At 62.4% G+C, this 26295-nt stretch carries 24 protein-coding genes; 10 read left to right on the plus strand and 14 right to left on the minus strand.

Features of this window, described 5'->3' with window-relative positions; translation table 11 throughout:
- Positions 1–238 precede the first annotated feature (238 nt).
- The 3 genes from ACSQ2A_RS09585 to ACSQ2A_RS09595 form a co-directional block, all read right to left on the minus strand.
- A complete protein-coding gene (locus tag ACSQ2A_RS09585; protein WP_436072025.1) occupies positions 239–2248 on the minus strand; it encodes a methyl-accepting chemotaxis protein in 2010 nt (669 codons plus the stop codon).
- Between the two features lie 179 nt (positions 2249–2427).
- On the minus strand, positions 2428–3168 hold the full coding sequence (locus ACSQ2A_RS09590; protein WP_436072026.1) for a copper homeostasis protein CutC: 741 nt from the start codon (positions 3166–3168) through the stop codon (positions 2428–2430).
- The gene (locus tag ACSQ2A_RS09595) at positions 3165–4079 is read right to left on the minus strand and encodes an ROK family protein (protein ID WP_436072027.1); all 915 of its coding nucleotides are present in this window, start codon (positions 4077–4079) and stop codon (positions 3165–3167) included. Before ACSQ2A_RS09595 ends, ACSQ2A_RS09590 begins: the two co-directional genes overlap by 4 nt.
- 150 nt (positions 4080–4229) lie before the next feature.
- On the opposite strand from ACSQ2A_RS09595, the gene ACSQ2A_RS09600 reads away from it, so the two are divergent.
- Positions 4230–5438, plus strand: a complete 1209-nt coding sequence (locus ACSQ2A_RS09600) for a TIGR03862 family flavoprotein (RefSeq protein WP_436072028.1) — start codon at positions 4230–4232, stop codon at positions 5436–5438.
- Here ACSQ2A_RS09600 and ACSQ2A_RS09605 read toward each other — a convergent pair.
- The 5 genes from ACSQ2A_RS09605 to ilvA all read right to left on the minus strand — a co-directional run bounded on the left by ACSQ2A_RS09605 (position 5429) and on the right by ilvA (position 11639).
- Complete coding sequence (locus ACSQ2A_RS09605; protein WP_436072029.1) at positions 5429–7306, minus strand: ABC transporter ATP-binding protein; 1878 nt, start codon at positions 7304–7306, stop codon at positions 5429–5431. The two genes, ACSQ2A_RS09600 and ACSQ2A_RS09605, sit on opposite strands and share 10 nt — an antisense overlap.
- 61 nt (positions 7307–7367) lie before the next feature.
- The gene (locus ACSQ2A_RS09610; RefSeq protein ID WP_436072030.1) at positions 7368–7751 is read right to left on the minus strand and encodes a MazG nucleotide pyrophosphohydrolase domain-containing protein; all 384 of its coding nucleotides are present in this window, start codon (positions 7749–7751) and stop codon (positions 7368–7370) included.
- A 186-nt stretch (positions 7752–7937) separates the two neighbouring features.
- Entirely contained in the window at positions 7938–8633 is a 696-nt protein-coding gene (locus ACSQ2A_RS09615) for a pyrimidine 5'-nucleotidase (RefSeq protein WP_436072031.1), read from the minus strand.
- A gap of 75 nt (positions 8634–8708) precedes the next feature.
- Positions 8709–9941: a hypothetical protein gene (locus tag ACSQ2A_RS09620; RefSeq protein WP_436072032.1), complete on the minus strand. Its 1233-nt coding sequence runs from the start codon at positions 9939–9941 to the stop codon at positions 8709–8711.
- 180 nt (positions 9942–10121) lie between these two features.
- On the minus strand, positions 10122–11639 hold the full coding sequence (gene ilvA, locus ACSQ2A_RS09625; RefSeq protein ID WP_436072033.1) for a threonine ammonia-lyase, biosynthetic: 1518 nt from the start codon (positions 11637–11639) through the stop codon (positions 10122–10124).
- Positions 11640–11814: 175 nt separating this feature from the next.
- Here ilvA and ACSQ2A_RS09630 point away from each other — a divergent pair, with 175 nt between their 5' ends.
- Positions 11815–12426, plus strand: a complete 612-nt coding sequence (locus ACSQ2A_RS09630; protein ID WP_436072034.1) for a TetR/AcrR family transcriptional regulator — start codon at positions 11815–11817, stop codon at positions 12424–12426.
- Positions 12427–12431: 5 nt separating this feature from the next.
- Positions 12432–13919 (plus strand): DHA2 family efflux MFS transporter permease subunit, encoded by a 1488-nt coding sequence (locus ACSQ2A_RS09635; protein ID WP_436072035.1) that lies wholly within the window; start codon positions 12432–12434, stop codon positions 13917–13919.
- A gap of 33 nt (positions 13920–13952) precedes the next feature.
- Here the strand turns inward: ACSQ2A_RS09635 and ACSQ2A_RS09640 are convergent, their stop codons facing one another.
- A complete protein-coding gene (locus tag ACSQ2A_RS09640; RefSeq protein ID WP_436072036.1) occupies positions 13953–14738 on the minus strand; it encodes a sulfite exporter TauE/SafE family protein in 786 nt (261 codons plus the stop codon).
- Positions 14739–14827: 89 nt separating this feature from the next.
- Entirely contained in the window at positions 14828–15730 is a 903-nt protein-coding gene (gene argB / locus ACSQ2A_RS09645) for an acetylglutamate kinase (protein WP_436072037.1), read from the minus strand.
- A gap of 177 nt (positions 15731–15907) precedes the next feature.
- On the opposite strand from argB, the gene ACSQ2A_RS09650 reads away from it, so the two are divergent.
- The 6 genes from ACSQ2A_RS09650 (at position 15908) to ACSQ2A_RS09675 (ending at position 21459) form a co-directional block, all read left to right on the plus strand.
- Entirely contained in the window at positions 15908–16459 is a 552-nt protein-coding gene (locus tag ACSQ2A_RS09650) for a sigma-70 family RNA polymerase sigma factor (RefSeq protein WP_436072038.1), read from the plus strand.
- On the plus strand, positions 16456–17157 hold the full coding sequence (locus ACSQ2A_RS09655) for an anti-sigma factor (RefSeq protein WP_436072039.1): 702 nt from the start codon (positions 16456–16458) through the stop codon (positions 17155–17157). The genes ACSQ2A_RS09650 and ACSQ2A_RS09655 overlap by 4 nt, the downstream gene beginning before the upstream one ends.
- A 294-nt stretch (positions 17158–17451) precedes the next feature.
- Complete coding sequence (locus ACSQ2A_RS09660) at positions 17452–18015, plus strand: fasciclin domain-containing protein (protein ID WP_295415357.1); 564 nt, start codon at positions 17452–17454, stop codon at positions 18013–18015.
- 122 nt (positions 18016–18137) lie between these two features.
- On the plus strand, positions 18138–18635 hold the full coding sequence (gene msrB / locus ACSQ2A_RS09665) for a peptide-methionine (R)-S-oxide reductase MsrB (protein ID WP_436072040.1): 498 nt from the start codon (positions 18138–18140) through the stop codon (positions 18633–18635).
- 94 nt (positions 18636–18729) lie between these two features.
- On the plus strand, positions 18730–19443 hold the full coding sequence (locus ACSQ2A_RS09670) for a type 1 glutamine amidotransferase (protein WP_436072041.1): 714 nt from the start codon (positions 18730–18732) through the stop codon (positions 19441–19443).
- Positions 19444–19518: 75 nt separating this feature from the next.
- Positions 19519–21459 (plus strand): methyl-accepting chemotaxis protein, encoded by a 1941-nt coding sequence (locus ACSQ2A_RS09675; protein WP_436072042.1) that lies wholly within the window; start codon positions 19519–19521, stop codon positions 21457–21459.
- A gap of 56 nt (positions 21460–21515) precedes the next feature.
- Here the strand turns inward: ACSQ2A_RS09675 and yihA are convergent, their stop codons facing one another.
- From yihA to rpmH, 4 genes are all read right to left on the minus strand, one after another.
- Entirely contained in the window at positions 21516–22169 is a 654-nt protein-coding gene (gene yihA, locus ACSQ2A_RS09680) for a ribosome biogenesis GTP-binding protein YihA/YsxC (RefSeq protein WP_295415353.1), read from the minus strand.
- Between the two features lie 69 nt (positions 22170–22238).
- On the minus strand, positions 22239–24077 hold the full coding sequence (gene yidC / locus ACSQ2A_RS09685) for a membrane protein insertase YidC (RefSeq protein WP_436072043.1): 1839 nt from the start codon (positions 24075–24077) through the stop codon (positions 22239–22241).
- A complete protein-coding gene (gene rnpA, locus ACSQ2A_RS09690; RefSeq protein ID WP_295415351.1) occupies positions 24074–24493 on the minus strand; it encodes a ribonuclease P protein component in 420 nt (139 codons plus the stop codon). The genes yidC and rnpA overlap by 4 nt, the downstream gene beginning before the upstream one ends.
- Positions 24494–24506: 13 nt before the next feature.
- Entirely contained in the window at positions 24507–24641 is a 135-nt protein-coding gene (gene rpmH / locus ACSQ2A_RS09695; protein ID WP_035077916.1) for a 50S ribosomal protein L34, read from the minus strand.
- Between the two features lie 229 nt (positions 24642–24870).
- On the opposite strand from rpmH, the gene ACSQ2A_RS09700 reads away from it, so the two are divergent.
- Complete coding sequence (locus ACSQ2A_RS09700; protein ID WP_436072044.1) at positions 24871–26259, plus strand: FAD-dependent oxidoreductase; 1389 nt, start codon at positions 24871–24873, stop codon at positions 26257–26259.
- The last annotated feature ends 36 nt before the right edge of the window (positions 26260–26295 follow it).

Below are 26295 nucleotides of genomic sequence, written 5' to 3' on the forward strand. Positions count from 1 at the left end.
GTAGCCTGAAGAGAGCTCAAGTCTTCGGCCGAACCGGCTTGGGGTCAATGCGGATTAATTAACGCGCTGTGGGGGTATTTACGGATTTTTTACGATAGGCCGGCCGGATTTGGGGGCGTAGGGTTGCACAGCACCAGAGTGTGCCTGTGCTGGCCTTCCAAATGCCCATCCGGACAAGAAAACGGCGCCACTCGGGTGAGGGCGCCGTCTTGTCTTGCGGTTTTTCTGGTCGAAACGATCAGAACTCGTCCCAGTCGTTCGCCACGGCAGCACTGCCCTGGCTCACATATTGGCCTTGGGCCGGTTTGGTCCTGATGGACGGCGCCGGCGCCGCACGGCGCGGCTGCGGCTTTTCGATGACCTGCAGGCCCTGAGCGATGTGGAAGACATCGACAATGGTGTCGAGTTCGTTGGCGCGGGCTTCGGTCTGCTCAATGGCCGCGTTGGTTTCTTCCACCAGCGCCGCATTGTGCTGGGTCATTTCGTCCATCTGGCGCACGGCGACATTGATCTCGTCGATCGCCTGGGCCTGCTGGCTGCTCTCGCGGGCAATCTCGGCCATCATGGCGCTATTGCCGCGCATGGCTTCCAGCATGGAGCCGAGTTTTCCAGCCGCGTCGGATACGAGCTTGGCGCCGCCATCGACTTCCCTGGCGCTTTCCTCGATCAGTGCCTTGACGTCCGAAGAGGCTTCGGCCGCCGATTGGGCGAGACGCCGCACTTCAACGGCAACCACGGCAAAGCCCTTGCCTGCTTCGCCAGCCCGCGCCGCTTCCACCGATGCGTTGAGGGCAAGCAGGTTGGTCTGGAAAGCGATGTCGTCGATCATGCCGATGATGTTGGAGATCTTTTCCGAGGCCGTGGTGATGCGGCCCATGGCGGCCGTCGCCTGATCCATCACCGCGCCGCTTTGTACGGCCGATTGCGTCACCGCTTCCGCGGTGGCGCTGCCGCGCTGGGCGCGTTTGGCGTTTTCGGTCACGGCGGCGGCGAGCTGTTCCATCGTGGCGGAGGTTTCCTCGATGGTTGCGGCCTGGCGTGTCGTGCGTTCGCTGAGGTCATTGGCGCCCGCGAGGATTTCGCCGGTCGCGACCTTGACGCCGCGCGAGGTGGTGCGCAGCCGCGTGACGACGTCAGTCAGCGTGTCGGCCACCCGGTTCATGTCCGTCTGCAGCTCTAGGAAAGCACCCTGATGCGAACCGGTCATGCGCTGGGTCAGGTCGGTATCGGCAAGGGCAGCAAGCACCGAGCCGGCATCGGCAAGGCCCACGCGGACGCTCGACACCATGGCGTTGAAATTGCGGGCGATGCGGGTGATGTCGTCGTCGTCGAACTGGGTGGTGATCGCACGGCTGAAGTCGCCGGCCATGGCAGCTTCGACCACGTCGTCGAATTCGCCCTGGAAGGTTTCCATGGTGCGCGTTCGCGCGGCAGCGCGCAGGGCGGCCGCCTGTTCTTCGGCCGTCATGGAGGCCATCTTGATGCCGTTGTCCTTGAAGACCTGCACGGCTTCGGCCATTTCGCCGATTTCGTCGGCGCGGTTGAGCCCGGGCACTTCGGTTTCGAACTTGCCTTCGGACAGGTCGCGCATGGCCAGGGTCAGGTTGCCGATCGGGCGGCCGAGCTGGGCGGTGCCAAGGTAGATTGCTGCGGCCGTGCCAGCCAGAATGCCGAGACCGGCGGTAGCCAACAGCAGGGTCCGCATCGTGCCCTGAAAGCCGACGATTTCGGCCTGGATAACCTTGTAGCCCTCAAGGTCGGCGGCGACGATCGTGTCGATCTCGGCCTGGAAAGCCTTGCGATTGGCGCGGTTGGTGTCGTTATTGCCCTGCACATTGGCCTCTGCCGGGTCGACATCGCGACCAAGGCGGGCGATTTCAGTGCGGAAATCTTTGAACTCCGCAGCACGGGCCACCATGGTGTCGAAGGTGGCAAGCTCGCTGGCTTCAACGAGCGGACGCCAGGTGGCGATGACTTCGTCGATCCTGCCGAGTTGGGTGATGATGCCTTCGGCGAAAGGGGCGGCCTTTTCGGTATTGGCGGCAGCATAGATGCCGCGCGATTCCATGACCACGGCCGTAACCAGCCGGTTCATGGTTTCACCATAGAGGGCGCGTTTGGAGGAGTCGTCGAGCCGTTGGATCTGGTGATCATATTCGGCCACGACGTAGAGGCCGATGCCGGTGATCAGAGCGGCGACGACGCCCATGATGCCGACGATAGACAATACCTTGCCGCGAATGCGCATGCGACAATACCTTTTCAGTCTACGCCGTGGGGGCACGGCCGAGGTTTCGCCGCCGCTTTATTTCATTTTCGTGACAATGCACGTTCTGATCGCGAAGCTGGCGGTCTATTCCGGCAATGTAATTGTTTTCCTCTTAATGTATGGTGAAGCACTTATGAATTGCCCAAATCATAGGCAGCTCAAAGACTTGCAGAAGCGGCTTTTGCTTGGCGAACAGCAGTTTTGAGGGCAGTAACGCTGATACCGTCGGTCTGCCGCCGGCCGGGACTGACAAAACCGAGCCGTTTTGCCGGGGCGCTGTCGCCCTCGATTGGAGCCGAACAGGAGCCGTGAATGGCCCCCAGCGGAGCCGCAGCAAGGATGGTGCCGACATTGCCGGCATTGATCCCGGCGCCCGCCATGATGGTGATGCGTCCGGCCGCAACGCGCCGGGCCAGAACCAGGTCATCGAGCCCGGCCAGAGCGGAGGTGGCGCGGCCCGAGGTCAGGATCGTATCAAAACCAAGGGCCAAGGCCTGTTCGACCGCTTCAGTGATATCGGGGACGAGATCGAAGGCGCGGTGCAGCGTCTTCTTGAGCCCTTGGCTTTCCGCTACCAGGGCCCTGAGCATATCCAGATCGAGGCTGCCATCGGGCCGATTGGCGCCGAGCACGACGCCCTCAAGGCCGAGGGCGCGAACCGCGCGGATGTCGGCGCGCATCATGTCGAGATCGTCGCCCGTGAAGACGAAATCGCCGGCACGGGGGCGGATCATGACGCGGGCGGTGACGCCCATTTCCGCCGCCAGTGCCATCAGGCCGGCCGTCGGGGTCGTTCCGCCCAGTTCAAGGGCCGCGCAGAGTTCGATGCGATCGGCACCGCCCGCATGGGCGGCGCGCAAACCGGCGGCAGTATCGACGCAGATTTCGAGCAGAGTCATGCCGCGCCTCCCGCCAAGCCAAGCGCCGCCGCGCCGATCAGCCCGGCATCGGCGGTCAGTTGCGCCGGCACGACCAGCGGCCGGTCGATCTTGCGCAGGATGCGCGGGCGCACCGCAGCATCGAGCCGGGCGATCAGTTCGTGACTGTTTCCGAGCCCGCCGCCCACGGCGATGATGTCGGGGCCGACGATGTTCACCACCAGCGCCAGAGGCTGGGCCACAAGTTCGATAAAGAGATCGACCGTGCCCGCGGCCTTGGCGTCACCTGCCAGCCATTCCGAGACAATGGCAGTGCTGGCAAGATCAGCGCCATGCAAATGCCGGTGCAGCTTTTCGATACCGCGTGCTCCGCCGACGGTGTCGAGACAGCCCGAAAGCCCGCAGCCGCAGGGAAAGTGCGGCAGGTCATAGGGCGGCACGCTGACTTTGGTAGCGACGATTGTCCCATGGCCCCATTCGCCGCCAAGTCCTGCGGCGCCGGGATGGAGCCGCTTGTCCACGACGATGCCGCCACCCACGCCGGTGCCCATGATGGCCCCAAAGACCACGCGGTGCTCGCGTCCCGCGCCGGCCGTCGCCTCGGCGAGAACAAAACAATCAGCGTCATTGGCAACGAAGACTTTCCGGCCCAAATGGCCCTCAAGCTCCTGCGCCAGATGGCGCCCGTCGATACAGGGAATATTGGCGCAGGTGACATGGCCGCTCGCGGGATCGACCACCCCGGTCACCGAGATTGCCACCGGACTGCCATCAGCAGCACCGCCCTTTTCAACCAGCCCGGCAATGGCCTCGACAAAGGCGGGAAAATCATCCCGCGGCGTCGGTACGCGGCCGAGCGGGGTCAGGTTATCAGGCGCAGTGGCGGTGGCGCCCTTGATCGTCGTGCCGCCAATATCGAAGCAGGTGATCATGGAAGGTCTTGTTCTCTAAACTTGGGCCGACACTAGCGGCTCCCCGCGGACGGGGCCAGCGGCGGGCTGCGGCTTTCCCACATGCGCTCACCTTGCGCCGGCCCCGCGAAACTGGCTAAGGATCGCCCTTCTTATCTGGAAGGACAAAGCGTGAGCCAGGTGGCGATCATTGGTGGCGGACCCGCCGGCCTGATGGCAGCGGAAGTGCTGGCCGATGCCGGCCTCTCCGTTACGCTCTTCGAAGCCATGCCGACCGTGGGGCGAAAGCTGCTGATGGCCGGCAAATCCGGCCTCAACATCACTCACGCGGAGGATCACGCGAGCCTCCTCGCGCGCTATGGCACAGCACTTCCGCGTCTCCAAAAGGCGCTCGATGCTTTTACGAGTGAAGACCTGCGCAACTGGTGTTTGGGCCTCGGCATCGAAACCTTTGTCGGCTCCTCCGGCCGCGTCTTTCCCAAGGAAATGAAGGCCTCGCCTTTGCTCCGAGCCTGGCTCGGTCGGCTGAATGAGAAGGGTGTTACCATCCACACCCGCCATCGCTGGGCTGGGTTCGACGACACAAAACTGCGTTTCGAAACGCCCGACGGCGAAAAGCTCCTTGCCTTCGATGCCATCCTCCTCGCCCTCGGAGGTGCCAGCTGGCCCAAGCTCGGCTCGGACGCAGCCTGGGTGCCATGGGTGGGCGACAAGGGCGTTTCCGTCACCCCATTCCTTCCCGCCAATTGCGGCTTCGATGTCGATTGGAGCACTGGTTTCACCGAGCGCTTCGCCGGCTCGCCGCTCAAGTCGGTCACCGCCACCAGCACCACCGGCACAATCCCCGGCGAGTTCGTCGTCAACCGCTGGGGCATTGAAGGCAGCCTCGTCTACGCCCATTCCGCTGCCCTGCGCGATGCCCTTCTCGCCGGAGAGCCCGCAGTGCTGGACGTGGACCTGGTGCCCGGCCGCTCACGCGAACGGCTTGCGAAGGACCTTGCCCGGCAGCCTACGAAGCTGAGCTTTTCCAATCGCCTGCGCAAAGGCGCGGGGCTTGATCCGGTCAAGGTGGCCCTGCTGCGCGAATGCCGAACGGACGCCAACACCCTCGATCCCGATGCACTGGCTGCCGCGATCAAATCTGTGCCGATCCGGCCGCAACGCCCCCGGCCCATAGCCGAAGTCATTTCCTCGGCCGGCGGCGTCGCCTTCTCCGGCCTCGACGAACACTTCATGCTCAACGCTTTGCCCGGCGTCTTCGCCGCGGGCGAGATGCTCGATTGGGAAGCACCCACAGGCGGCTATCTGCTCACCGCCTCGTTCGCCACCGGCCGCGCCGCAGCCGAGGGCCTCATGGACTATCTCAAAGCTCAGCGATAGCCGGCAGCCTGCAGCTCAAAGAGCTCCGCATAGCGCCCGCTCTTGGCCAGCAATTCCTCGTGCGTGCCCGCTTCGAGAATAGCCCCGTGTTCCAGCACCAGAATGCGGTCGGCCATGCGCACCGTCGAAAAGCGGTGCGAGATGATCACGGCCGTCTTGCCGCTCGCGAGCCCCTTGAAGCGCGCAAAAACCTCGGCCTCCGCCTTGGCGTCGAGCGCTGCGGTCGGTTCGTCGAGAATGATCAATTCGGCATCGCGCATATAGGAGCGGGCAATGGCGACCTTCTGCCATTCGCCCCCCGATAGGTCGCGCCCCTGCTTGAACAACCGCCCAAGCTGCTGGTCATATCCCTTGGGCAATTTCGAAATGACGGCATCGGCAAGGCTCTGTTCGGCCGCCGCATCGATACGGAGCTGGTTGTTTTTCTCCTCGACCCGGCCGACCCCGATATTGTCGCGCGCCGTAAAACTGTAGCGGATGAAATCCTGAAAAATGACGCCCAGATGCGCGTGGATTTCGGCCGGCGCCATATCCTTGAGATCGACACCATCGACGCTGATGCGTCCTTCGCTCGGGTCATAAAGCCGCGCCAGGAGTTTGACGATCGTGGTCTTGCCCGCCCCATTCTCGCCCACCAGCGCCAGCGTTTCGCCGGCCCTAAGCGTGAAGGAGAGGTTGCGGATCACCCAGTTCTCGCTTTCGGGATAGCGAAAACCGACATTTTCGAACCGAACCCCCTCGCGGATCGGCACCGGAAAGGGTTTGGGATGGGCCGGCGGCAGCACGGTCGGCTCGATCTCGAAGAAGGAAAAGAGGTCGTCAAGGAACATGGATTGCCCGGCAATCTGGGTAAAGCCGAGCAGGATTTTTTGAAACAAGCCATTGAGCCGCAGGAATGAGCCCGAGAGAAAGGCGAGATCGCCGATGGAAAAGTCCCCGATAATGGTGCGCCAGACGATGAAGGCATAGGCGGCATAATAGGCGAGGGTGGAGATGGTGGCGAACACCGTGCCCCAGCCAGCGCGCAGGATCGAAATGCGGCGGTTCTCGATGAAGATGCCATGAGCCAGCGTCTTGAACCGCTCGATCAGGAAGTTGCCCAGCCCAAAGAGTTTTATCTCCTTGGCGGTCTCGGCGCTGGCGCCGATATAGCGCAGATATTCCAGCTCCCGCCGTTCCGGCGTGCGCCAGCGGCTCACCATATAGGCCATGGTGTTGAAGCGCGTTTCGCCCCAGATCGAGGGGATGAAACTCAATGGCAGCAGCAGGATCAGCCAGGGCGCAAAGACAAAAAGACCCGCTGCCAGCGTCAGGACCGTGATGATGTCCTGCGCCTGGCCAAAAAGCTGGCTCAAGAGCGCATTGCGTCCCGCCGCCTGTCGCCGGGCGCGTTCCAGCCGATCCTGATATTCGGCCGATTCAAAATGCATCAGGTCGAGCCGGGCGGCATGCGCCATCAGTTCGGTGCTGACCTGGTTGGAATGGAGTTCGGAAAGGATGGAATCGACAAGGCCCGTCGCCCGGCCGATCGCGTCGTTGGCCAGAACCAGCACCATTTCCAGCAGCAGATAGCCAAGCACGGGTGTCAGCAGGCCGGCATTCCACCAGTCGAGGGGGCTGGGGCCGGGCGAGGCGACGGTGGTGAGATGCACCACTTCGTCAACGATCAGTTTTGCCGCGTAGAGTACGGCAATGGGCTGCAGCGCCGCAATCAGCCGCAGGCCGATACTGGCCGCAGTCATGGGGCGGCTGGTGCGCCAGATCTGCGCGATCAATCGTCCGAGGTGACGGAGATTGTCGAGGCGCTGTTTTAGGGTCGGGGACTTGTCGGGAATGGGCGGGGGCATCCGCCCCGGAAGGTCGGTCATGCGCTAAGCATAGCGCCGCCCGAGGGCGGCGCAAATATAAGACTTGGTAATGTTTTGCGCTTCAGCCCGTGCTGGCGAGAACGCCTGCCACATCGGGTGGCGTCCATCCCTCGGGCTTCAGCACCTTGCCGTCGGCGCGCTTGATGACCTTGCCCGTTTGCGGATCGACCTTGGCCATGTTCGAGCGATGCACCTCGGCCCAGACGCGGTCGAGCGGAATGCCGAATTCGAGCGCAGCGCCCACGGCGACATAGATCACGTCCGCGAGGCCATCGGCGATCTTCTCCATGTCGCCCCGTTCGAGGGCCTCCACGGTTTCCTGGCACTCTTCGGCGAGCAGGGCGGAGCGGAGGGCTGCACGCTCCGGCACGAATTGGGGTTTTGCGAGCACTGGAAGATCACAGGCGTGATGGAAGCCGGCGACGTCGGCGAGGAGGGTTTTCATGTTGTGGTGTCCAACTGGCATCCGACGTATTTTTAGTGCTGCGCGTGTTCGATTGGAATCGTCCACATGCCTTCTTCCCCACGATGTCATTCCCGCGAAAGCGGGAATCCCTGTTTCAGAAACGGAGATCCCCGCTTTCGCGGGGATGACACGGAGCAGTGAGGTGGTGTCGTGGCCTCGGCACGTTTACTTCAAATTGCGCAGAAACCCCGCGAGGTCCCCAGTCACATGATGCACATGCGGCCCGGTCGATTGCCCCAGTTCCCAGGCTTCCACCTGATCATGAGCAAAACCCTCGCCAGCCACTACCTGCACCGTCGACATGCCGATCTCGTGCGGCACGACGAGGTTCTTTTCGAGATCGTCGAACATCACCGCCTTTGCGGGATCAATCCCGTGACGATTGAGAAAGCCGTCATAGGCCTCCCGATGCGGCTTTGGCACATAGGTCATGGCGCGGATGTCATAGACATCTTCAAATAGATCGGGGTCGCCGAGCCGGCCGAGCACCGATCGCGCATGGCCGACATCGCCATTGGTCAGGATGAATTTCCGGCCGGGCAGGGCGCGAATGGTGTCGATCAATACCGGATGCGGGTCGACAGGCGTGTAGTCGATGGCATGCACGGTATTGAGAAAATGGTCGGGGTCGATCGCGTGCCGGTTCATCAGCCCGTTCAGCGTGGTGCCGAAGTCGCGATAATAGCTCTTCTGCAGCGTGCGGGCCGCGTCGAAATCGAGCTGGGTGACATCCATCACATAGTGAGTGATGCGCACATCGATCTGCGCGAAGAGATTGCACTCGCGCGGATAGAGCGTGTTGTCGAGGTCAAAAACCCAGTCGGTGATGTGGTTGAGGTCTTTTGGGGCAGCGGAGGTCATTGCTGCAGTGTGCCACAGAGTGATTGAAACTTCATGTGGGATGCGAGCCTCCCAGGGGAGGCTCGCAAAAGCGTGTTATTCGGCAGCTGCCTGGTTGGCCGTGACGGCCAGGCCCAGGGCGGAGATCAGGCCGGCCGGGTTGGCGGCAGCGGCGCTGAGAACGAGCAGCGTCGTCGGGGTTGCGGGACGCACGGCGACTTCGATGCTCTGGGGATCATCGAGGAAGGCATTGGCAGCCGGCACAACGAGATCGGTCAGCGGCGGAATGCCGGCCTGGCCGACCAGCTGGGGCACCATGGCCTTGAGGCCTTCAACGAAGGTGGCGCGATCGGCACCCGACTGGGCGGCGAACATGTCGAGCAGTTTTGGTGTAAGGCCGGCATCGTCATAGCGCAGGCTCGAACCGGTCAGGGTCAGGGCCTGGAGCAGTTCCATGCCAACCATCATCTGCTGGGCCTGGGCTTCTTCCGGCGTCGAGCCGGACGAGGCGGCGTCCATGGCATAGATCTTTTCGAGCACAGCCGGGGTCAGGCCGGAAATGTCGGCCTTGAAGTTGATGGCGCCGATATCGGCGAAATCGAAGAGGAAGTCGTCGATCACCAGGTGACCATCGGTCATGCCCCAGGTCATGGACTGGCTGATATTGCCGTTGATCTCGGTCAGGCCGAGAGCCGCGATCACCGCACCGGCTTCCGCATCTTCTTCGGAGACGGTCGAGAGATCGGCCCAGATGCCATTGACGGAGAAGGTCGAGGCAATGTCGGTCAGCGCATTGGCATCGTCATAGGAGAATTCGTTCAGGGCCTCGATGGACTCGTAGGAAATCACCTCGGTGCCATCGCGGGTCACCGACAGCGGGCCGGTCGTCAGGCTGCCGACGGATTCGAGAAGGGCGGTGACATTCACCTTGTCTTCGGGCGGCAGGTAGAGATCGGTAGCCGAGATATCGACCAGCGACACGCGACCGACCGGGTCCTGGGCGAATTCGGTGTCGATATCGGGAATGGTCAGGGCATCGGCGGTGAAGCTGCCATCGTCGCCTTCGACAACGCCGGTAAAGGTGAGGGTCGTGTCGATGGTCCAGGGTTCCTCGACCCCGGTCACACCAACGGTCGCGCCATCGACGGTGATGGTATCGCCATCGAGCGTCGCAGCGCCGAACTGGATGTCATAGCCGCCAATCTTGTAGACCGCAGCGATACGATCGACGAACGTCTGTGCGTCGAGCGCCATGGCCGGCTGCATCAGTGCAAGCGTGGCCATGCCAGATGCCAGCATCAGGCCCTGGATCTTGTTGATTTTCATCATGGTCTGCGTCTTCCTCGATGTTGTGAAGGGCGCGGTGGTAACTGTCCAACCCCCGCGCTGTCCCCCGGTTTGATTGCCCCTTGGGCAGTGAATTGCAGTCGATGTGCGGCGGAATTGCGTCAACGCTTATAGTGACGCTTTATTTCGCCTGCATGTCGAACTCGTCTTACGGAAATCGGTTCAATTTGTTTCAAGAAATTGCCGATAGGCGGGATTTTCTGTTTCGTTCCAATAGGGAAAGCCGATTGCGTCGATATGGGCATAAAAGTCCTCGCGCGTGTCGACGGGCACCTGAACCCCCACCAGCACCCTGCCATAATCGGCGCCATGATTGCGGTAGTGGAAGAGGGAAATGTTCCAGGCGTCGTTGAGCCCTTCGAGGAAGGTCAGGAGAGCGCCGGGCCGTTCGGGGAACTGGAAGCGGAAGAGCATTTCATCGCTAAGCCCCGCGACGCGCCCACCCACCATGTAGCGCACATGCAGCTTTGCCACCTCATTGTCGGTCATGTCGGTGACGCCGAGCCCGTCGGCGGTGAGAAGATCGATGATCTCGCGCTTTTCCTTGTCGCCCTGCGACAGCTTTACGCCGACAAAGATGTGCGCGGCGCTGGCATGGGCATAGCGATAGTTGAATTCGGTGATGGCGCGCCGACCAAGGAGGCGCATGAAGGCGCGATAGCTGCCCGGTACTTCGGGAATGGTCACCGCCAGCAAGGCCTCGCCCCGCTCGCCAATCTCGGCGCGTTCGGAGACATAGCGCAGCCGGTCGAAATTGACATTGGCACCCGAATTGATGGCGATCAACGCACCCTTGGGCGTGGCGCCCATTTCGATATGGCGACGCAGACCCGCAAGGGCCAGCGCGCCTGCCGGTTCGGCAATGGCGCGCATGTCGTCAAAGATGTCCTTGATGGCGGCACAGATTTCGTCATTGCTGACGGTGATGATGTCATCAAGCAGATCCCGGCAGAGCCGGAACGTCTCGTCGCCCACCTGCCGCACGGCCACGCCATCGGCAAAGAGCCCCACCTGATCGAGCGCCACCGGCCCGCCCGCGGCGATCGCCGCCTTCATGCTGGCCGCTTCTTCCGGCTCGACGCCGATCACCTTGATCTCGGGCCGCAGGAATTTGACGAAGGCCGCGATACCCGCCGCGAGGCCACCCCCGCCGATGGGCACATAGATGGCGCCGATCTCGCCCGGATGCTGGCGCAGCAATTCCATGCCGATCGTGCCCTGTCCGGCGATGACATCGGGATCGTCGAACGGATGCACGAACACATAGCCATGCCGTTCGGCCAGCCCCGAGGCATGGGCTCGCGCCGCATCAAAGCCATCGCCGAACAGCACGACTTCGCCGCCGAGCCGACGCACGGCATCGACCTTGATCCCCGGCGTCGTCGTCGGCATGACGATGATGGCGCGCACGCCGAGCCGCGTCGCCGACAGCGCCACGCCCTGCGCATGATTGCCGGCCGAAGCACAGATCACGCCCCGCGCGCGTTCCTCCGCCGTCAGCTGGCTCATACGATTATGCGCGCCGCGGATCTTGAACGAAAAGACCGGCTGCAAATCCTCGCGCTTGAGCAAAATCTCCTGGCCCAACTTGGCCGAGAGCAGGCGCATCGGATCGAGCGCGGTCTCTTCGGCAACCTCGTAAACCGCTGAAGTCAGGATTTTTCGCACATAATCGGTCATGGCACGGCTTCCCAGAATATGGGGGTGAAGGACGCCTGCTGACAGCAAATGTCAACGCCCGGCCATAGCAATGCTGCATGCGTTTCAGGCATGGCACGTTTTCTCAATCAAATGATTGATTGATAATTTCGCCGGATGTATTGAAGCGCCGTCCAATCCAGAATCCGAACCTCCCATGTGTCCCGAACAGACCCAGATTCCCAGGCGCGAAAGCGGCGACGAGCGGCGCATTGCCATTGCCCATGCCGCCCGCGCCCTCATCATCGAGAAGGGTCTTGAGGGCCTCCGCACGCGCGATATCGCCGAGCGCGTCGGCATCAATATCGCCACGCTCCACTATCACGTGCCGAGCAAGGAGGCGCTGGTGACCCTGGTCGCGGCGTCCCTCCGCGATGATTTCAAGGCCCAGGCGCTCCGTCACCCCAAGGAGGGCCTCAATGGCGGCGAACAGCTCCGCCAGGAGTTCAACGAGTTCCGCGAGATCGTCGCCGAGACGCCCGAGCTGATCGGGGTGCTCAGCGAACTCGTCGACCTCTCCCGCCGCGATCCGTCCATTGCCGAGATCATCCTGCCCATGCAGGCGTTCTGGACCGGCCAGTTCACCAAAATCTTCCGCACCGGCATCGACGATGGCTCCTTCCGCCGCGACATCGACCCGGCCGCCGCGGCCATCATGGTCACCGCCGCCCTTTCCGATTGCTGGCGCCCCCATCGCCGCGCTTCGCTCGAACCGGTCATTGCCGAGCTTGAGCGCGCCTTCTTTCTCCCCGTTTCCGTACAAGGCTAGAATCCATGTCTTCTCCTCACGCCCATGCGGCTGATGCGCCACCCGATCCACGCCGCTGGATCGGCCTTTTCGTGCTGCTGATCGCCAATTTCATGAATCTGATCGACGTCACCATCGTCAATGTGGCGCTCCCCTCCATGCGCGAAAACCTCGGCGCCACCGACAACCAGATCGAATGGGTCGTCGCCGCCTATGTCCTCGCCTTTGCCCTTGGCTTGCTGCCCTTCGGCCGCCTCGGCGACATCCTTGGCCGAACCCGCCTCTTCCTCTGGGGCGTTGCTGCGTTTACCGCTGCCTCGGCGCTCTGCGGCATGGCCAGCTCCATCGAAATGCTGATCGTCGCCCGCGTCATCCAGGGCCTTGCCGGCGCGATGATGACCCCGCAGGTCCTGGCGATCGCCACCGTCACCTTCCCGCCGCATGAACGCGGCCAGGCCTTTTCGCTGTTCGGCCTCACCGCCGGCCTCGCCTCGGTCTGCGGCCCGATCCTTGGAGGTCTCCTCATCGAAGCCCACATCTTCGGCCTCGATTGGGAACCGATCTTCCTCGTCAACGTGCCCGTCGGCATTGCCGCCGTGGTCGCCGGCTGGTTCCTCATTCCGCGCCTCCCCGGCCATCCGGACCTCAAGAACGATTTCATCGGCATTGGCCTCTTCGGCCTCGGCATTGTCGCGGTGGTCTTTCCCATCGTCGAAGGCCGCGCCTATGGCTGGCCGCTCTGGGCTTTTGGGCTCATCGCCGCGGGTCTGGTGCTGATCAGCCTCTTCGTCCTCTGGACCAAGCGCCGCGCCGATGCGGGCCTGCCGCAGCTCCTGAACTACGACCTCCTCAAGAACCGCGACTTCATGTTCGGCGCCTTTGTCGTGACCATCTATGCCTCGGGCATTCCGGGCATGTTCATGATCATCTCGCTCCTGCTGCAGAGCGGCTTCGGCATGACGCCGCTGGAATCGGGCCTCACCAATACGCCCTTCTCGGTGGGCGTGCTGATCGCTTCGCTGATCGCCGGCCGCTTCGGCTCGAACTATCTGCGCGCGCGTCTCGGCGTTGCCGGTCTCATGCTGGCGGGTGGCATCGGCTCGCTGCACTTCATCATCGGTGCTGCCGGCGACACCATCAATAGCTGGAGCTTCTTCGTGCCGCTGCTGATCGCCGGCATTGGCCTTGGCACAGGCTTCTCCTCGCTGTTCCAGCTCGTGCTTCGCAATGTGCCGCCGCGTGATGCCGGTGCCGGTTCGGGCGCCCTCCAGGCCTTCCAGCAGGTCGGTGGCGCGCTCGGCGTGGCGATCATCGGCGAAATCTTCTTCACCCATCTCGGCGGCGCCTTTGCCGGCGGCAGCACGCCCGCGGCAGCCTTCGGCAGTGCCGCCTCGCTGGCGCTCTGGTATCAGGTGGTCAGCTTTGGCCTCGTCTTCTTCCTCGCCTTCGCCTTCAAGCGCTCGGGCGGTCAGAAGCCGGGCAGTGCACCGCAGCCGGTATTGGTGGAAGCGTAATAGGAAGGGGCCGCGCAATGCGCGGCCCCTTTTTCATGCGGCCTTGAACAATAGTTCCCAGGTCTGGTAGCCGGCCAGGGCCACGACCAGCGTGCCCACCAGCAGCATCAGCCGCTTTGCCGGCAAGATGCGAACCACAAAGCCGGCCAGAGGTGCGGCGAGAATGCCGCCGGCCACCAGCCCCGCGACCGACCACAAATGCGGGCCGATCCCCTCGGCATCGGCCCAATGCCCGGTCATGAGCGCGGTGATAAAGGCCATGGAAATGGCCGTGGTGACAAAAAACTCGACAGTATTGACCGTGCCCACCACATAGCGCGGCGCGCCGCCCGAGCCGATCAGGCTCGAGGTGACCACTGCACCCCATCCGCCGCCGCCTGCCGCATCGACAAAGCCGCCGGCAACCCCGAGCGGCAGAACCACCTGGGTCTTGGGCTCGTGATAGGGTTTGCTGGAGCGGAAGGCGCGGTAGAGGATGTAGACGCCCAAAAGCCCGAGATAGACCGTGATGAACGGGCGGAGCATCGCGCCATCAATGGATGTCAGCACGTAGGCTCCGAGCACGCCCCCCACAATGCCGGCGGGCGCCAGTCGCCAGAACAGGCGCCAGTTCACATTGCGGTGGCGCACATGGCTCGTGGCTGAGGCGGCAGTGGTGAACATTTCGGCGGCGTGCACGCTGGCCGAAGCGGCGGCCGGTGGCACGCCGAAGGACAGCAGCATGGTCGAGCTGACAGCGCCATAGGCCATGCCCAATGCGCCATCGACGATCTGGGCGAGAAACCCCACCAGCGCGAAAACAAAGAACTCAGTGCCCAAGGTGCCTCACAAGCCAGCACGCAAAAGGCCGAAACACCGTTGGCTGTGAACGGGTTCCGGCCTTTTGACAGAGCATGGGGCGATGCCGATCAGCGAACGATCAGCGTGCCGGCACCGAATTCGGTGAACAGCTCGACCAGAACCACGTGGGGCATCTTGCCGTTGAGGATCACGACGCCTTCGACGCCGCTATCGAGGGCTTCAAGGCAGGTTTCGACCTTGGGGATCATGCCGCCCGAAATCGTGCCGTCGGCGATCAGCGCCTTGGCATCGGCGACGCTGAGTTCCGGAATGAGCTTGCCATTCTTGTCGAGCACGCCCGGCACGTCAGTCAGGAACAAGAGGCGCTTGGCGCCGAGCGAGCCGGCAATGGCGCCGGCAAAGGTATCGGCATTGATATTGTAGGTATTGCCATCGCGACCCGGAGCGACCGGGGCGATGACCGGAATCATTTCCGAGCGGGCGAGAAGGTCGAGGAGGGTGCGGTCGACTTCGACGGGTTCGCCGACGAAACCAAGATCGAGCACACGCTCGATATTGGAGCCGGGGTCTTTCACCTTCTTCTCCGCCTTGCGGGCGAAGACCATGTTGCCGTCCTTGCCGCAGAGGCCGATGGCCCATTCGCCTTCGGCATTGATCAGCGCGACGATTTCCTTGTTGATCGAGCCGGCCAGGACCATCTCGACCACTTCCATGGTCCGCGCATCGGTGACGCGAAGGCCGCCTTCGAACTTGGATTCGATGCCGAGATTCTTCAGCATCGAGGCAATCTGCGGCCCGCCGCCATGCACGACGATGGGGTTGACCTTGGACTGCTTCAGGAGCGCGATATCGCGGGCAAAGGCCTGGCCGAGCTTCAGGTCGCCCATGGCATGGCCACCATATTTCACGACGACAGTCTTGCCTTCATAGCGCTGCATATAGGGCAGGGCCTGGGCGAGGATGCCGGCATCGTGGCTGAAGCGGTCGGTCGTCGTATCTTGGTCAGACATGGGCGGTGTGGTTTCCTCAAGAAGACCTGCGGACGGGCAAAGGGTCTAGTGCATTTTGCGCCGTCTATAAATGACCTGCGGCGACAAAATCATGGCCGTTGATCCGTTTCTCCCCGATTTGCGTAGCAGGAATGGCGGACATAGGGGAATATGTCGGCAAGAGGGGGTATTAGACCCATGTCAATGCACGCGGACACAGCCGAAATTGCGGACCTGATCGTCCGTTGCGCCCTGCGTGACCGCGGCGCCTTTCGGCAGCTCTACACAAGGACCAGCGCGAAACTTTTCGGAGTGGCCCTCCGTATCTTGAGGGACAGAGCCGAAACCGAGGAAGCGATCCAGGAAATCTACATCAAGATCTGGCAGAAAGCCGACCGCTATGTGGCCGGTCAGTACAGCCCGATCAGTTGGCTTGTTGCGGTGGCCCGCAATCATGCACTCGACAGGGTGCGGGTTAGAAGGCCCATCAGCGAAGACATCGATGCAGCCCTCGATATTGCCGATCTGGGTCCCAGTCCCGAGCGACAGGTCGAGCAGGCCGAAGACAGCGCACGGATCGCGAATTGTCTCGGCACGCTGGAGCCTGATCGTGCCGAGGCGGTGCGCGGGGCCTATCTCGACGGTTTCAGCTACGAAGAATTGGCCCAGCGCCATGCTGTTCCGCTCAATACCATGCGGACCTGGCTGCGGCGAAGCCTAATGAAGTTGAAAGAGTGCCTGACGTCATGAGCGCACAAGACAAACACGAGGGGGATGACGGCCGCGCGACAGTTGCGGAATATGTCCTCGGCCTGCTCGATGCCTCTGCGCATGAGGCCGTTGGCCGGCGCATTGCCGATGATCCGCAGCTGCAGCGCGAACATGATTTCTGGGCCAGCCACTTTGCCGGGCTCGACGAACAGTTCGAGCCCGCTGCGCCGCCCGCTTACATCCTTCCAAGAATCGAAACTCGGTTGTTCGGAGAAGAAAAGCGCGGGTCCTGGTGGGATAGTCTTGCCCTCTGGCGCTCAGTGGCGGCTGGGGCCCTCGCCGTTGCCGCCGTCGCAGTCGGCTTCTCGGTTCTGCAGCCGCGGCCCGACTCATCGGCGCTCGCCAATCAGCTGGTGGCAGCACTACGGGCCGAAGGCAGCGACGTGCAGTTCCTCGCGCTTTACGATGGCTCGGGTGCGGTTCGCTTGACCGCCCTTTCGGGCGAGGCGCTGCCGAACAATGATTACGAGCTCTGGGCCATCCAGGGCGGTGGCTCTCCCATCTCCATGGGCGTCGTGCCGATCAATGCGCGCAGCACGGTGGAACTCTCGGACGCGGTGCGCGCCGGTTGGGGCGAAGGCTCGGTCCTGGCCATCACCCTCGAACCCAAGGGCGGTGCACCCGCGGGCGTACCAACCGGCCCGGTCGTGGCACAGGGCGCGGTCACGAAGATTTAGGTCTGCTCTCTTACGAAGCGCCTGCCGTCACCGCACAGGTCGTCACCCTCGGGCTTGACCCGAGGGCCCCCTACTTTTGCCCTGCATCGCGAAGTGTCCTCGGGTCAAGCCCGAGGATGACGTTCGGTGGTTGAGAGCGTTGCCGCCCGCGCATACGAAACTTCCCCCCAAACAGTTTCAGAATTCGCGAAAAATATACCGCCCAAAATCCTGAAACTCCCCCGGCTACCCCTCCGTACCTCCCTGTGACCCGAAAATGATCGGGCAAGAAATAAAACAGGAAGGAACTCCCAAATGACCATTTCCCTGCGCGCCGTATCCGTCGCGGCAATTCTGTCCTTTGGCGCTCTCAGCGGCTCCGTCTTTGCCCAGGACAATCCGATGGTCGGCGGCGCTGCCATGTTCGCCGACAAGAACATCGTCGAAAACGCCGTCAATTCGGCTGATCACACGACGCTGGTTGCTGCCGTCCAGGCTGCCGGCCTTGTTGAAACGCTTTCGGGCCCTGGCCCCTTCACCGTTCTCGCCCCGACCAATGAGGCTTTCGCCGCTCTGCCCGCCGGCACCGTCGAAAATCTGCTGAAGCCCGAAAACAAGGACATGCTGACCAAGATTCTGACCTGTCATGTCATCGCGGCCAAGGCGCTCTCCACCGACATCGTGGGCATGGTCGAAGCCGATGGTGGCGAGCATATCGCCGACACGGTCGGTGGCTGCAAGCTGACCCTCAAGGCTGCTGACGGCAAGGTGACGATCACCGATGAAAACGGCACCGTGGCCAATGTCACCATTGCCGACGTGATCCAGTCCAACGGCGTCATCCATGTCATCGACGCGGTGCTGACCCCGAAGATGTAACCTTCTTCGGCATCCCGCCGAATGAGGTCATGAGGCTCCGCTTCCCCCGGGCGGGGCCTCTCGCTTTCTTGAGGAAAGTTCACTCCGGATTGGTCTATGCTGGGGGCAGGGAGACAATGAAAATGCAGCTTACCCGACGCGCAGTTCTCTTGGGCGGTACGGCCGTGGCCGCGCTCTCGGTCTTCTCCCTCTGGCGCTCGGCAAGCCAACCGCGTGCTGCCGAGGGTGACTTCCCGTTCAAGCTCACAGACGAAGAATGGAAGGCAAAGCTCGATCCGGCGGCGTATGACGTCCTTCGTCACGAAGCCACCGAACGCCCATTCACCTCGCCGCTCAATGACGAGCATCGGGCCGGAAAATTCCATTGCGCCGGCTGCGACCAGATCCTCTTCGAATCCGAAAAGAAGTTCGACAGCGGCACCGGCTGGCCCAGCTTCTGGGACTTTGTTCCCGGCGCCATCGGCTCGACCGAGGACAATACTCTGGGCATGGTTCGCACCGAGGTCCATTGCAGCAATTGCGGTGGCCATCAGGGGCATGTCTTCAACGACGGACCGGCCCCGACCGGGCTTCGGTACTGCATCAATGGCCTGGCGCTGCGTTTTGAGCCGACCGCCTGAAGGGGCGGCATGGCTGGGTTGAGGTGATACGGTGTTGATCTCCAGCCCCGAACCTCGCTAGGTGTGGCCAAGCTCCAAAACACCAAAAAACCAGATGCGCCTCACCATCATCCAGACCGGGGATGTCCCCGAACCGCTTCGCAATAATTTCGGTCCCTACCATTCCATGTTCGAACGCATGTTCGACAGCACCGAAAATGGCTTTAGCTACGAGGTGGTGACCGCATATGACAACAGTCTGCTACCCGATCCCTCACGCATAGAGGGCATTGTCATCACCGGTTCGCCGGCCGGTGTCTATGAGGACCATGACTGGTTGCCGCCGCTGCGCGAATTCATCCGCCGCGCCTATTCGGCCAAGACGCCCATGCTTGGCATCTGCTTCGGCCACCAGATCATGGCCGATGCGCTGGGCGGAGATGTCCGAAAGTCCGAGAAAGGCTGGGGTCTCGGCCGCCATGCCTATCGCGTCGCGAGCCGCCCCGATTTCATGGCCGGCGCCCCGGAAACCTTGGCCATCGCCTGTTCGCATCAGGACCAGGTGATCGTGCCGCCGGCCGAAGCCGAGGTGATCCTCGCCTCGGACTTCACGCCCAATGCCGGCCTTTTCTACAAGTCCGGCAAGGCTTTAAGTTTTCAGCCGCATCCTGAATTCCTCGATGACTATGCCCTGGCTTTGGTCGAATTGCGCCGTGGCCGCGCGCCCGACGAGGTTGTCGAGCAGGGTGTCGCATCTTTTGCGCAAAGCTCGGACAGCGCTCGAACGGCCGACTATATCGGCAAGTTCTTTCGCGGAAACGCCGCGTAAGCTGCTGGAATCAAGGCGGCATTAACCAAGATCGGTGAGGCTGGGGGCAATAAATCCTGCCCCAGGTCTCATCCAATGTTCCGCTTCAGCCGGTTCTCGATCACCAAAAAACTTGTCATCGTCTTTCTCGGTTTCGGTGTCGTCGTCGCGGCACTCGGCGGCCTCGCGCTGCTCGCCGCCAAATCCCTCGGGGATCGCGGCAACGAGGTCGGCGCGCTCCTCTCGCCGCACGTCAAGGCGGCCATGGAGATCAAGCTCAACGCGACGTCTGCCCATCTCTATTTCGAAGAAATCATGATGGGCGATGCCGGCGAAGACGTCGCCAATGTCTGGGCCTATCTCGACACGGCCGAAGCCTATCTCGCGGCGATCGAACAGGGCGACGATATTGCCGGCGCCGTTTATTTTGCTTCGGAAGATCCTGCCGTCCAGGCGGCCGGTCCCAAGGTCTTGCAATCGCTCGTTGATTTCAGAACGGCTGCCGAACAGCGCTATGCCAATCTCGGCAAGGGCGATGAAGGCGCAGGGTCTGCCGCCGACGCCGCGTTCGACGCCGCTTATGACAGCGTCATTGTCGAAGCGACGGCGCTTGAAAAGTCGGTCTTTGAAGACATGCAGGAAGGGCTCACGCGGTTGGCGGGTGCCCAGAGCTTTGCCATCATCACGCTGATCCTCGCCGGTGTCGGCGCGGCGTCAGGCTGTTTCACCGTATTCCTCTTCTTCCGCAAGGTGGTTTCGGCGCGCCTCGATCAGCTGGTTACGATCACCGGCGAATTGGCGAAGGGCAATACCGAGGTCGATATTCCGGTCCAGAAGGTGCAGGACGAACTCACCGTCATGTTCGACGCCTTCACCAGCTTCCGTGGCGCGCTGATCGAACAGGCGGCGCTTGAAAACGCCGACAAGCAGCGCAATGCCGAGAGCGGTCAGCGCCGCCGTGCATCGGATCGGCTGACCGACGATCTCAAGGACACGATCCACGCCGTCATGGCTGGCGAACTGAGCCGTCGTGTTGCGGCCGACTATTCTCAGGAAGAACTCAAGAGCCTCGCCGCCGAGGTCAATGCGCTGCTTGACGCGGTCGACAAGGGCCTGACGGATACAGGGCACGTGCTTTCGGCCCTGGCCAAAGCCGATCTCAGCCAGCGAGTGACCGGCAAATTCCAGGGTGCTTTTGCCGAGTTGCAGGACAATACCAACGCGGTGGCCGATCGGCTGACTGATGTGATGGGGCGCCTGCAGGAAACCTCGCATCGCCTCAAGACCGCCACCGGTGAAATCCTGGCCGGCTCCAACGATCTCGCCGAGCGCACCAGCCGCCAGGCGGCCATGGTGCAGCAGACGACTTCGACGGTTTCGAGCCTTTCCAGCACCGTCACCGAGAACGCTCATCGCGCCCAGGAAGCCGACCGTTCGGTGGGCAATGCCTCGCGCATCGCCGTTGAGAGCGGTTCGGCCATGGAGGCGGCCAACAAGGCCATGGAACAGATTTCCACGTCCTCGTCGAAGATTTCCAATATCATCGGCATGATCGATGACATCGCCTTCCAGACCAACCTGCTTGCCCTCAACGCCTCGGTGGAAGCCGCGCGTGCCGGCGAAGCTGGCAAGGGCTTTGCCGTGGTCGCGGTTGAAGTGCGGCGTCTGGCTCAGTCGGCGGCCGAAGCCTCGGCCGAGATCAAGCAGCTGATCGAGATTTCCGCTGGCGAAGTGCAGGCCGGCACGCAGGTTGTCATGCAGATCGCGGGGCAAATTTCGACGCTCAACCTCTCGGTGCGCGAGAGTGCGAAGCTTATCGGGGAGATCGCTGAGGCCAGCCGTTCGCAGGCTATCGCCATTGGGGAAGTCAGCACCGCCGTACGGCAGATGGACGAAATCACCCAGCACAATGCGGCACTGGTGGAAGAAACCAATGCCGCCATCGAACAGACGGAAAACCAGGCCGCTGAGCTCGACGAGATTGTTGCGGTGTTCGAATTGGGCGCCGCCAGAGTGCAGGCGCGTTACGCTGCCTGATCGGAACGAATAGAAACAAAAGAGGCGCATCCGAGAGGATGCGCCTTTTTCTTGTCTTATACGCCGCTGCTGGCGAGCAGCATGGCGATTTCGGTCCGCAAGTCCTTAATGCCCGTGCCCTTCTCGCTGGAGGTGAGCAGGACATGGGGGTGGGAGGCGGGACGCTTGGCAATGGCCCAGCGGGTGGCCGCCAATGCCTTTTCGACATCCTCCGAATTGGGCTTGTCGGCCTTGGTCAGCACGACCTGATAGCTCACGGCCGCGTGGTCCAGTTCGTTCATGACGCTGATGTCATTGTCCTTGGGGCCGTGGCGGCTGTCGATAAGGACATAGACGCGGCGCAGGGTAGCGCGGCCCACCAGGTACTGATGGACCAGCTTGGTCCAGGCTTTCACCTTCGGCTCCGGCGCCTTGGCATAGCCATAGCCGGGCATGTCGACGATGCGCAGGTTTTCGCTCTGGCTCTCAAAAATGTTGAGTTCCTGCGTACGGCCCGGCGTGTTGGAGGTGCGCGCCAGATTGGACGTGCCGCAGAGCGCGTTGATCAGGCTCGACTTGCCAACATTGGAACGGCCGGCAAAGGCGATCTCAACGCGATCCATGGGCGGCAGGTCGGCCAGGCTGACGCAGCCCTTGGTGAACAGAATCGGGCGCGCAAACATCAGGCGGCCGCGTTCGATGAGGTCGGTGGGATAATTGATTTCTGTCATGTGGTCCTCGGCCTCAAAGACAAGGCCCGCTGGGTTTTCCAGCGGGCCCCGAATGGTGCGGGAATGTCGTCAGCTCTTTGAATTTTCTGCCGGCTTGGGCTTCTTGCGGAAGCTGTCCAGGATATTGCCGAACAGGTTCACCTCGGCACCGTGGCGCTTCATGATGAACCACTGCTGGGTCACCGACAGCGTATTGTTCCAGGCCCAGTAGATCACGAGGCCGGCCGGGAAGGCGCCGAGCATGAAGGTGAAGATGATCGGCATCCAGTTGAAGATCATCGCCTGGGTCGGATCCGGCGGCGGCGGGTTGAGCTTCATCTGCACCCACATGGTGATGCCCATGATCACCGGCCAGATGCCGAGATGCAGGAACGAGCCGATGAAGGGCAGGGCAGTCGGGGTCCACGGGATCAGGCCGAACAGGGTGAAGATGTTGGTCGGATCGGGCGCGGCAAGATCCTGAATCCAGCCAAAGAACGGCGCGTGGCGCATCTCGATGGAGATGAAGATAACCGTATAGAGCGCGAAGAAGACCGGGATCTGAATAAGGATCGGCCAGCAACCCGAGAGCGGATTGATCTTTTCCTTCTTGTACAGCTCCATCATGGCCTGCTGCTGGGCCGGACGATCGTCCTTGAGACGTTCCTGGATTGCCTTCATTTCCGGCTGCACGCGGCGCATGGCGGCCATGGACGCATAGGAGCGGTTGGCGAGCGGGAAGAAGAGCGCCTTGACGATCACGGTCACGGCAAGGATGGCGAGACCGAAATTGCCGAGAAGACCGTAGAGCGTCACCAGCAGCCAGTGCATCGGCTTGGTGAGGAAGTGGAACCAGCCCCAGTCGATCAGCAGTTCGAGACGGTCAAAGCCATGCTCGGTCTGGTAGGCGGAGATGACTGCATCTTCCTTGGCGCCAGCAAAAACATAGCTTTCGCTCGTTGCCGTGCCTCCGGCCGGAACGACAACCGGCTGGGTCTCGACATAGTTGGACTGGTAGATGGGCAGGGTGCCCTGGCTCGAATAGGCAAAGCGCGCATTGATGGCGGCGTCGGGCTTGGGCAGCACGGCGGTCGCCCAATATTTGTCGGCAATGCCGAGCCAGCCGGTGGTCGAGGAGAAGTCGACCTGACGCTCGTTCTGGAGGTCGTGGTACTTGCGCGCGACATAGTTATAGGTGCCCAGAACGCCGATGGGGCCTTCATGCTGGATGAAGAAATTCTGCACGGCGGGCGTGCCCTGGCGCACGACGCGGGCATAGGGGAAGAGCGCAACATCGCCCGTGCCGGCATTTTCAACCGACTGGGTGATGGTGAAGAGGTAGCGATCATCGACCGCAATAGTGCGGCGGAAAATCAGGCCCTGGCCATTGTCGTAGCGCAGCGCCACCGGGGTGGCGGCGGTCAGCGTGGTGGCGTCGCCTTCCAGCGTCCATACGGTGTTGGCGTCGGGCAGGGTGACCGTGGCGCCGGCGGCCGGAGCCCAGCCGTGCTCGATATAGTATCCGCCCGGCGCCCCCGAGGGGCTCAGGAGCGTGATGATCGGAGAATCGGGGTCGACGGTTTCGCGATATTTTTCAAGGCGCAGGTCGTCGATGCGGGCGCCGGTCAGGTTGATCGAGCCTGAAAGGTCCTCGGTGTCGATCGCGACGCGCGTGGAGGCGGCGATGGCACTCTGGCGGTCGGCAAAGGTCTGCGAGGAAAGCGGCTGGTCGGTGGCGGCCACCTGCGTGCCATCGGCGCTGGTCGCGGGCACAGCGAGAGCGGCCTGTTCAGCCTGCTGCTGGGCGGCAATTTCATTTTGCCGCTGCTGGCGTTCCATCTGCGGTCCGGCAACGAAGAACTGCCAGCCGAACAGCACGAGCATGCTCAGCACGACGGCAAGAATCACATTGCGATTATCAGAATTCATGGTGTCGCGTTCCGTGGGCCACGCCCGGTCCCTGTCCGATTATCATCCGCCTTTGTGTCACGCACATTTGTGTCATGGACTTTGGCGATGAGACCGTTGAGGTCTTTGATCATTTTGGCAAAGGGCGAGCTCAGGGCCTCGCGCCTTGCCAACAGCACATAGTCATGGCCGGGCCGAAAGTCATCGGCACACGCTGCCGCAGCAGCCCTTAGACGGCGCTTCATGCGGTTGCGCTCTGGCGAATTGCCCACCTTCTTGGTGACGGTGAAGCCCACGCCGGGCAATTCGTCTTCGGCTGCAATAACCTGCAGCCCAAACGCAGAGCGCCCGGCGCGATTGCCCCGGGCTGCCCTCAAAAACTGCGAGCGCCGCCGGAGACGGCGCAATGTCGCGACCTTTTGCGCGTCGGCCGTCATCCGGCCAACAGCCTTAGGCCGAGAGCTTCTTGCGGCCGTCGCGACGACGACGGTTCAGAATCGCACGACCGTCCTTGGTGGCCATACGGGCGCGGAAACCGTGACGGCGAGCACGCACGAGCTTGCTGGGCTGATAAGTACGCTTCATGACTTTCAACCGCGCTTAAGCACGGTTCCTCTATATCTGGCGCATATGCGCATAAACTTGTCCGGCCGACGGGCAGGGCGCGCCAGCTTTGTTCGTGGCGTCTATAGGGAAAAGCATAGGCCAAGTCAACGCGCGATGGGCCCAAACCTTGTGCTTTCCAGCCTGTTGTCAGGCTCCTTATATGACCGCATAAGTGGGCCATTGTTTAGCCCGCCGCGGAATCTGGCTCGTGTCCACATCTCCTGACCTTTGCATAATTGGTGCCGGGACGCTCGGTGTCGATCTGGCCCTTTATGCGCGGCGTCTTGGCGCCAGCGTCGTTCTTGCCGATCGAGACCGGCCTGAGCAGGGCGATGCTGCGCAGCAGGCGCTACGCATGGCTTCGCTCGTGCAAAGCGCCAAACGGGCCCAGGACATGCGGCGCGCGCCGGAATTGGGCGTGGGTGCGTCCGAATTCAAGCTTTCTGCCAAGCAGGTGGCCGAGCGCGCGACGCGGCTGGTTGAGAATCGCATCCGGGCGACCTCGCCCGAGATTCTTACCGCGCAGGGCGTCACGGTGATGCGGGGCGCGGTCAGCTTCGTCGATGGGCGATCGGTACTTGTGGGTGATATCACCATCAAGCCGGGCAAGATCGTTATCGCCATCGGTGGAGCGCCTGCCATTCCCGATATTCCGGGGCTTGGCGATATTGACGTCTTCACGCTGGATTCGATCCTCGAAAACCAGCGCAAGCTCACGCACCTCGTCATAATCGGCTCGGATGCCGCCGCGGTCGAGCAGGCTCAATTGCAGCGCCGGTTTGGCGCGGCAGTGACGCTTGTGCCGCATGGGCCGCTTTTGCCCGACTTCGATCCCGAAGCGGTTTCGTTGCTGCTGGCGGCATTTGCCGATGAAGGCATATCGGTTCGGACGGGCGCGCGCGTCGTAGCGATCAACAAGCGCTCGCAGGGCATCGGCATCGAGATCGAGGCGGAAGGCGGTGTTCGCGAAACGCTCGATGCCTCCCATGTGCTGGTATCGGCGGGCCGAAAGGTTGACCTCGGCGAACTCGACATTGCCAAGGCGCGCTTGAGACCGGGCGCCAATTCGTCCCGGACCATTCGCCCCGTCGGCATTGCTGCTGGCCAGGAAGACTGGAGTGCAGCGCGTGCGCATGGGCGCGCCGCGGTCGACGCCCTGCTGGGGCGGCGCCGAAGCAATGTGGATTTCCCTGTTCCGCGCCTGGTCGAAACTGAACCTGGCATCGCCCAGATCGGGCCGCTCGCGCCGCGGGCCGGCAAGGCTCGCGCCGGAGACACGATCCTGCGGGAAAACATGGCGGAAAACGATCGCGCGGCGGCCATGGGCAATGACCGCGGTCTCGTCAAGCTGACGCTCGACGGCAAGGGCCAGATCCAGCGCGCCTGCGTGGTCGATCCCTTTGCGGCTGAATTGGCCGGAACTCTGGCTCTGGCCATGAGCCGCAAGATCGGGCTTGCCGGCCTGGCCGATCTGCCGCTGCCGCGTCCCAGTCTTTTCGAGGTTTTTTCGCGTCTTGGAGAGAACTATCTCGCCGCCCGAAACGTATCGACTAAAGGGCAGGGTGGTCGGACGCTACGGCGCTGGCTGGGGCTTTAGGCCGAGGGGCTGACGCCCGGGCCTGTCATCTCCTAT

This window comes from Devosia sp. LjRoot3 (assembly GCF_964252865.1).
Taxonomy (GTDB): Bacteria; Pseudomonadota; Alphaproteobacteria; order Rhizobiales; family Devosiaceae; genus Devosia.

Coding starts and splice junctions, on each gene's coding strand:
- ACSQ2A_RS09620 (WP_436072032.1), bottom strand. CDS start 9,941: ATGATGAAAATCAACAAGATCCAGGGCCTGATGCTGGCATCTGGCATG.
- yihA (WP_295415353.1), bottom strand. CDS start 22,169: ATGACAGAAATCAATTATCCCACCGACCTCATCGAACGCGGCCGCCTG.
- rnpA (WP_295415351.1), bottom strand. CDS start 24,493: ATGACGGCCGACGCGCAAAAGGTCGCGACATTGCGCCGTCTCCGGCGG.
- ACSQ2A_RS09635 (WP_436072035.1), top strand. CDS start 12,432: ATGTCTTCTCCTCACGCCCATGCGGCTGATGCGCCACCCGATCCACGC.
- ACSQ2A_RS09655 (WP_436072039.1), top strand. CDS start 16,456: ATGAGCGCACAAGACAAACACGAGGGGGATGACGGCCGCGCGACAGTT.
- msrB (WP_436072040.1), top strand. CDS start 18,138: ATGCAGCTTACCCGACGCGCAGTTCTCTTGGGCGGTACGGCCGTGGCC.
- ACSQ2A_RS09675 (WP_436072042.1), top strand. CDS start 19,519: ATGTTCCGCTTCAGCCGGTTCTCGATCACCAAAAAACTTGTCATCGTC.
- yidC (WP_436072043.1), bottom strand. CDS start 24,077: ATGAATTCTGATAATCGCAATGTGATTCTTGCCGTCGTGCTGAGCATG.
- ilvA (WP_436072033.1), bottom strand. CDS start 11,639: ATGACCGATTATGTGCGAAAAATCCTGACTTCAGCGGTTTACGAGGTT.
- ACSQ2A_RS09595 (WP_436072027.1), bottom strand. CDS start 4,079: ATGATCACCTGCTTCGATATTGGCGGCACGACGATCAAGGGCGCCACC.
- ACSQ2A_RS09605 (WP_436072029.1), bottom strand. CDS start 7,306: ATGACCGACCTTCCGGGGCGGATGCCCCCGCCCATTCCCGACAAGTCC.
- ACSQ2A_RS09630 (WP_436072034.1), top strand. CDS start 11,815: ATGTGTCCCGAACAGACCCAGATTCCCAGGCGCGAAAGCGGCGACGAG.
- ACSQ2A_RS09615 (WP_436072031.1), bottom strand. CDS start 8,633: ATGACCTCCGCTGCCCCAAAAGACCTCAACCACATCACCGACTGGGTT.
- ACSQ2A_RS09610 (WP_436072030.1), bottom strand. CDS start 7,751: ATGAAAACCCTCCTCGCCGACGTCGCCGGCTTCCATCACGCCTGTGAT.
- ACSQ2A_RS09650 (WP_436072038.1), top strand. CDS start 15,908: ATGTCAATGCACGCGGACACAGCCGAAATTGCGGACCTGATCGTCCGT.
- ACSQ2A_RS09670 (WP_436072041.1), top strand. CDS start 18,730: ATGCGCCTCACCATCATCCAGACCGGGGATGTCCCCGAACCGCTTCGC.
- rpmH (WP_035077916.1), bottom strand. CDS start 24,641: ATGAAGCGTACTTATCAGCCCAGCAAGCTCGTGCGTGCTCGCCGTCAC.
- ACSQ2A_RS09585 (WP_436072025.1), bottom strand. CDS start 2,248: ATGCGCATTCGCGGCAAGGTATTGTCTATCGTCGGCATCATGGGCGTC.
- ACSQ2A_RS09590 (WP_436072026.1), bottom strand. CDS start 3,168: ATGACTCTGCTCGAAATCTGCGTCGATACTGCCGCCGGTTTGCGCGCC.
- ACSQ2A_RS09660 (WP_295415357.1), top strand. CDS start 17,452: ATGACCATTTCCCTGCGCGCCGTATCCGTCGCGGCAATTCTGTCCTTT.
- argB (WP_436072037.1), bottom strand. CDS start 15,730: ATGTCTGACCAAGATACGACGACCGACCGCTTCAGCCACGATGCCGGC.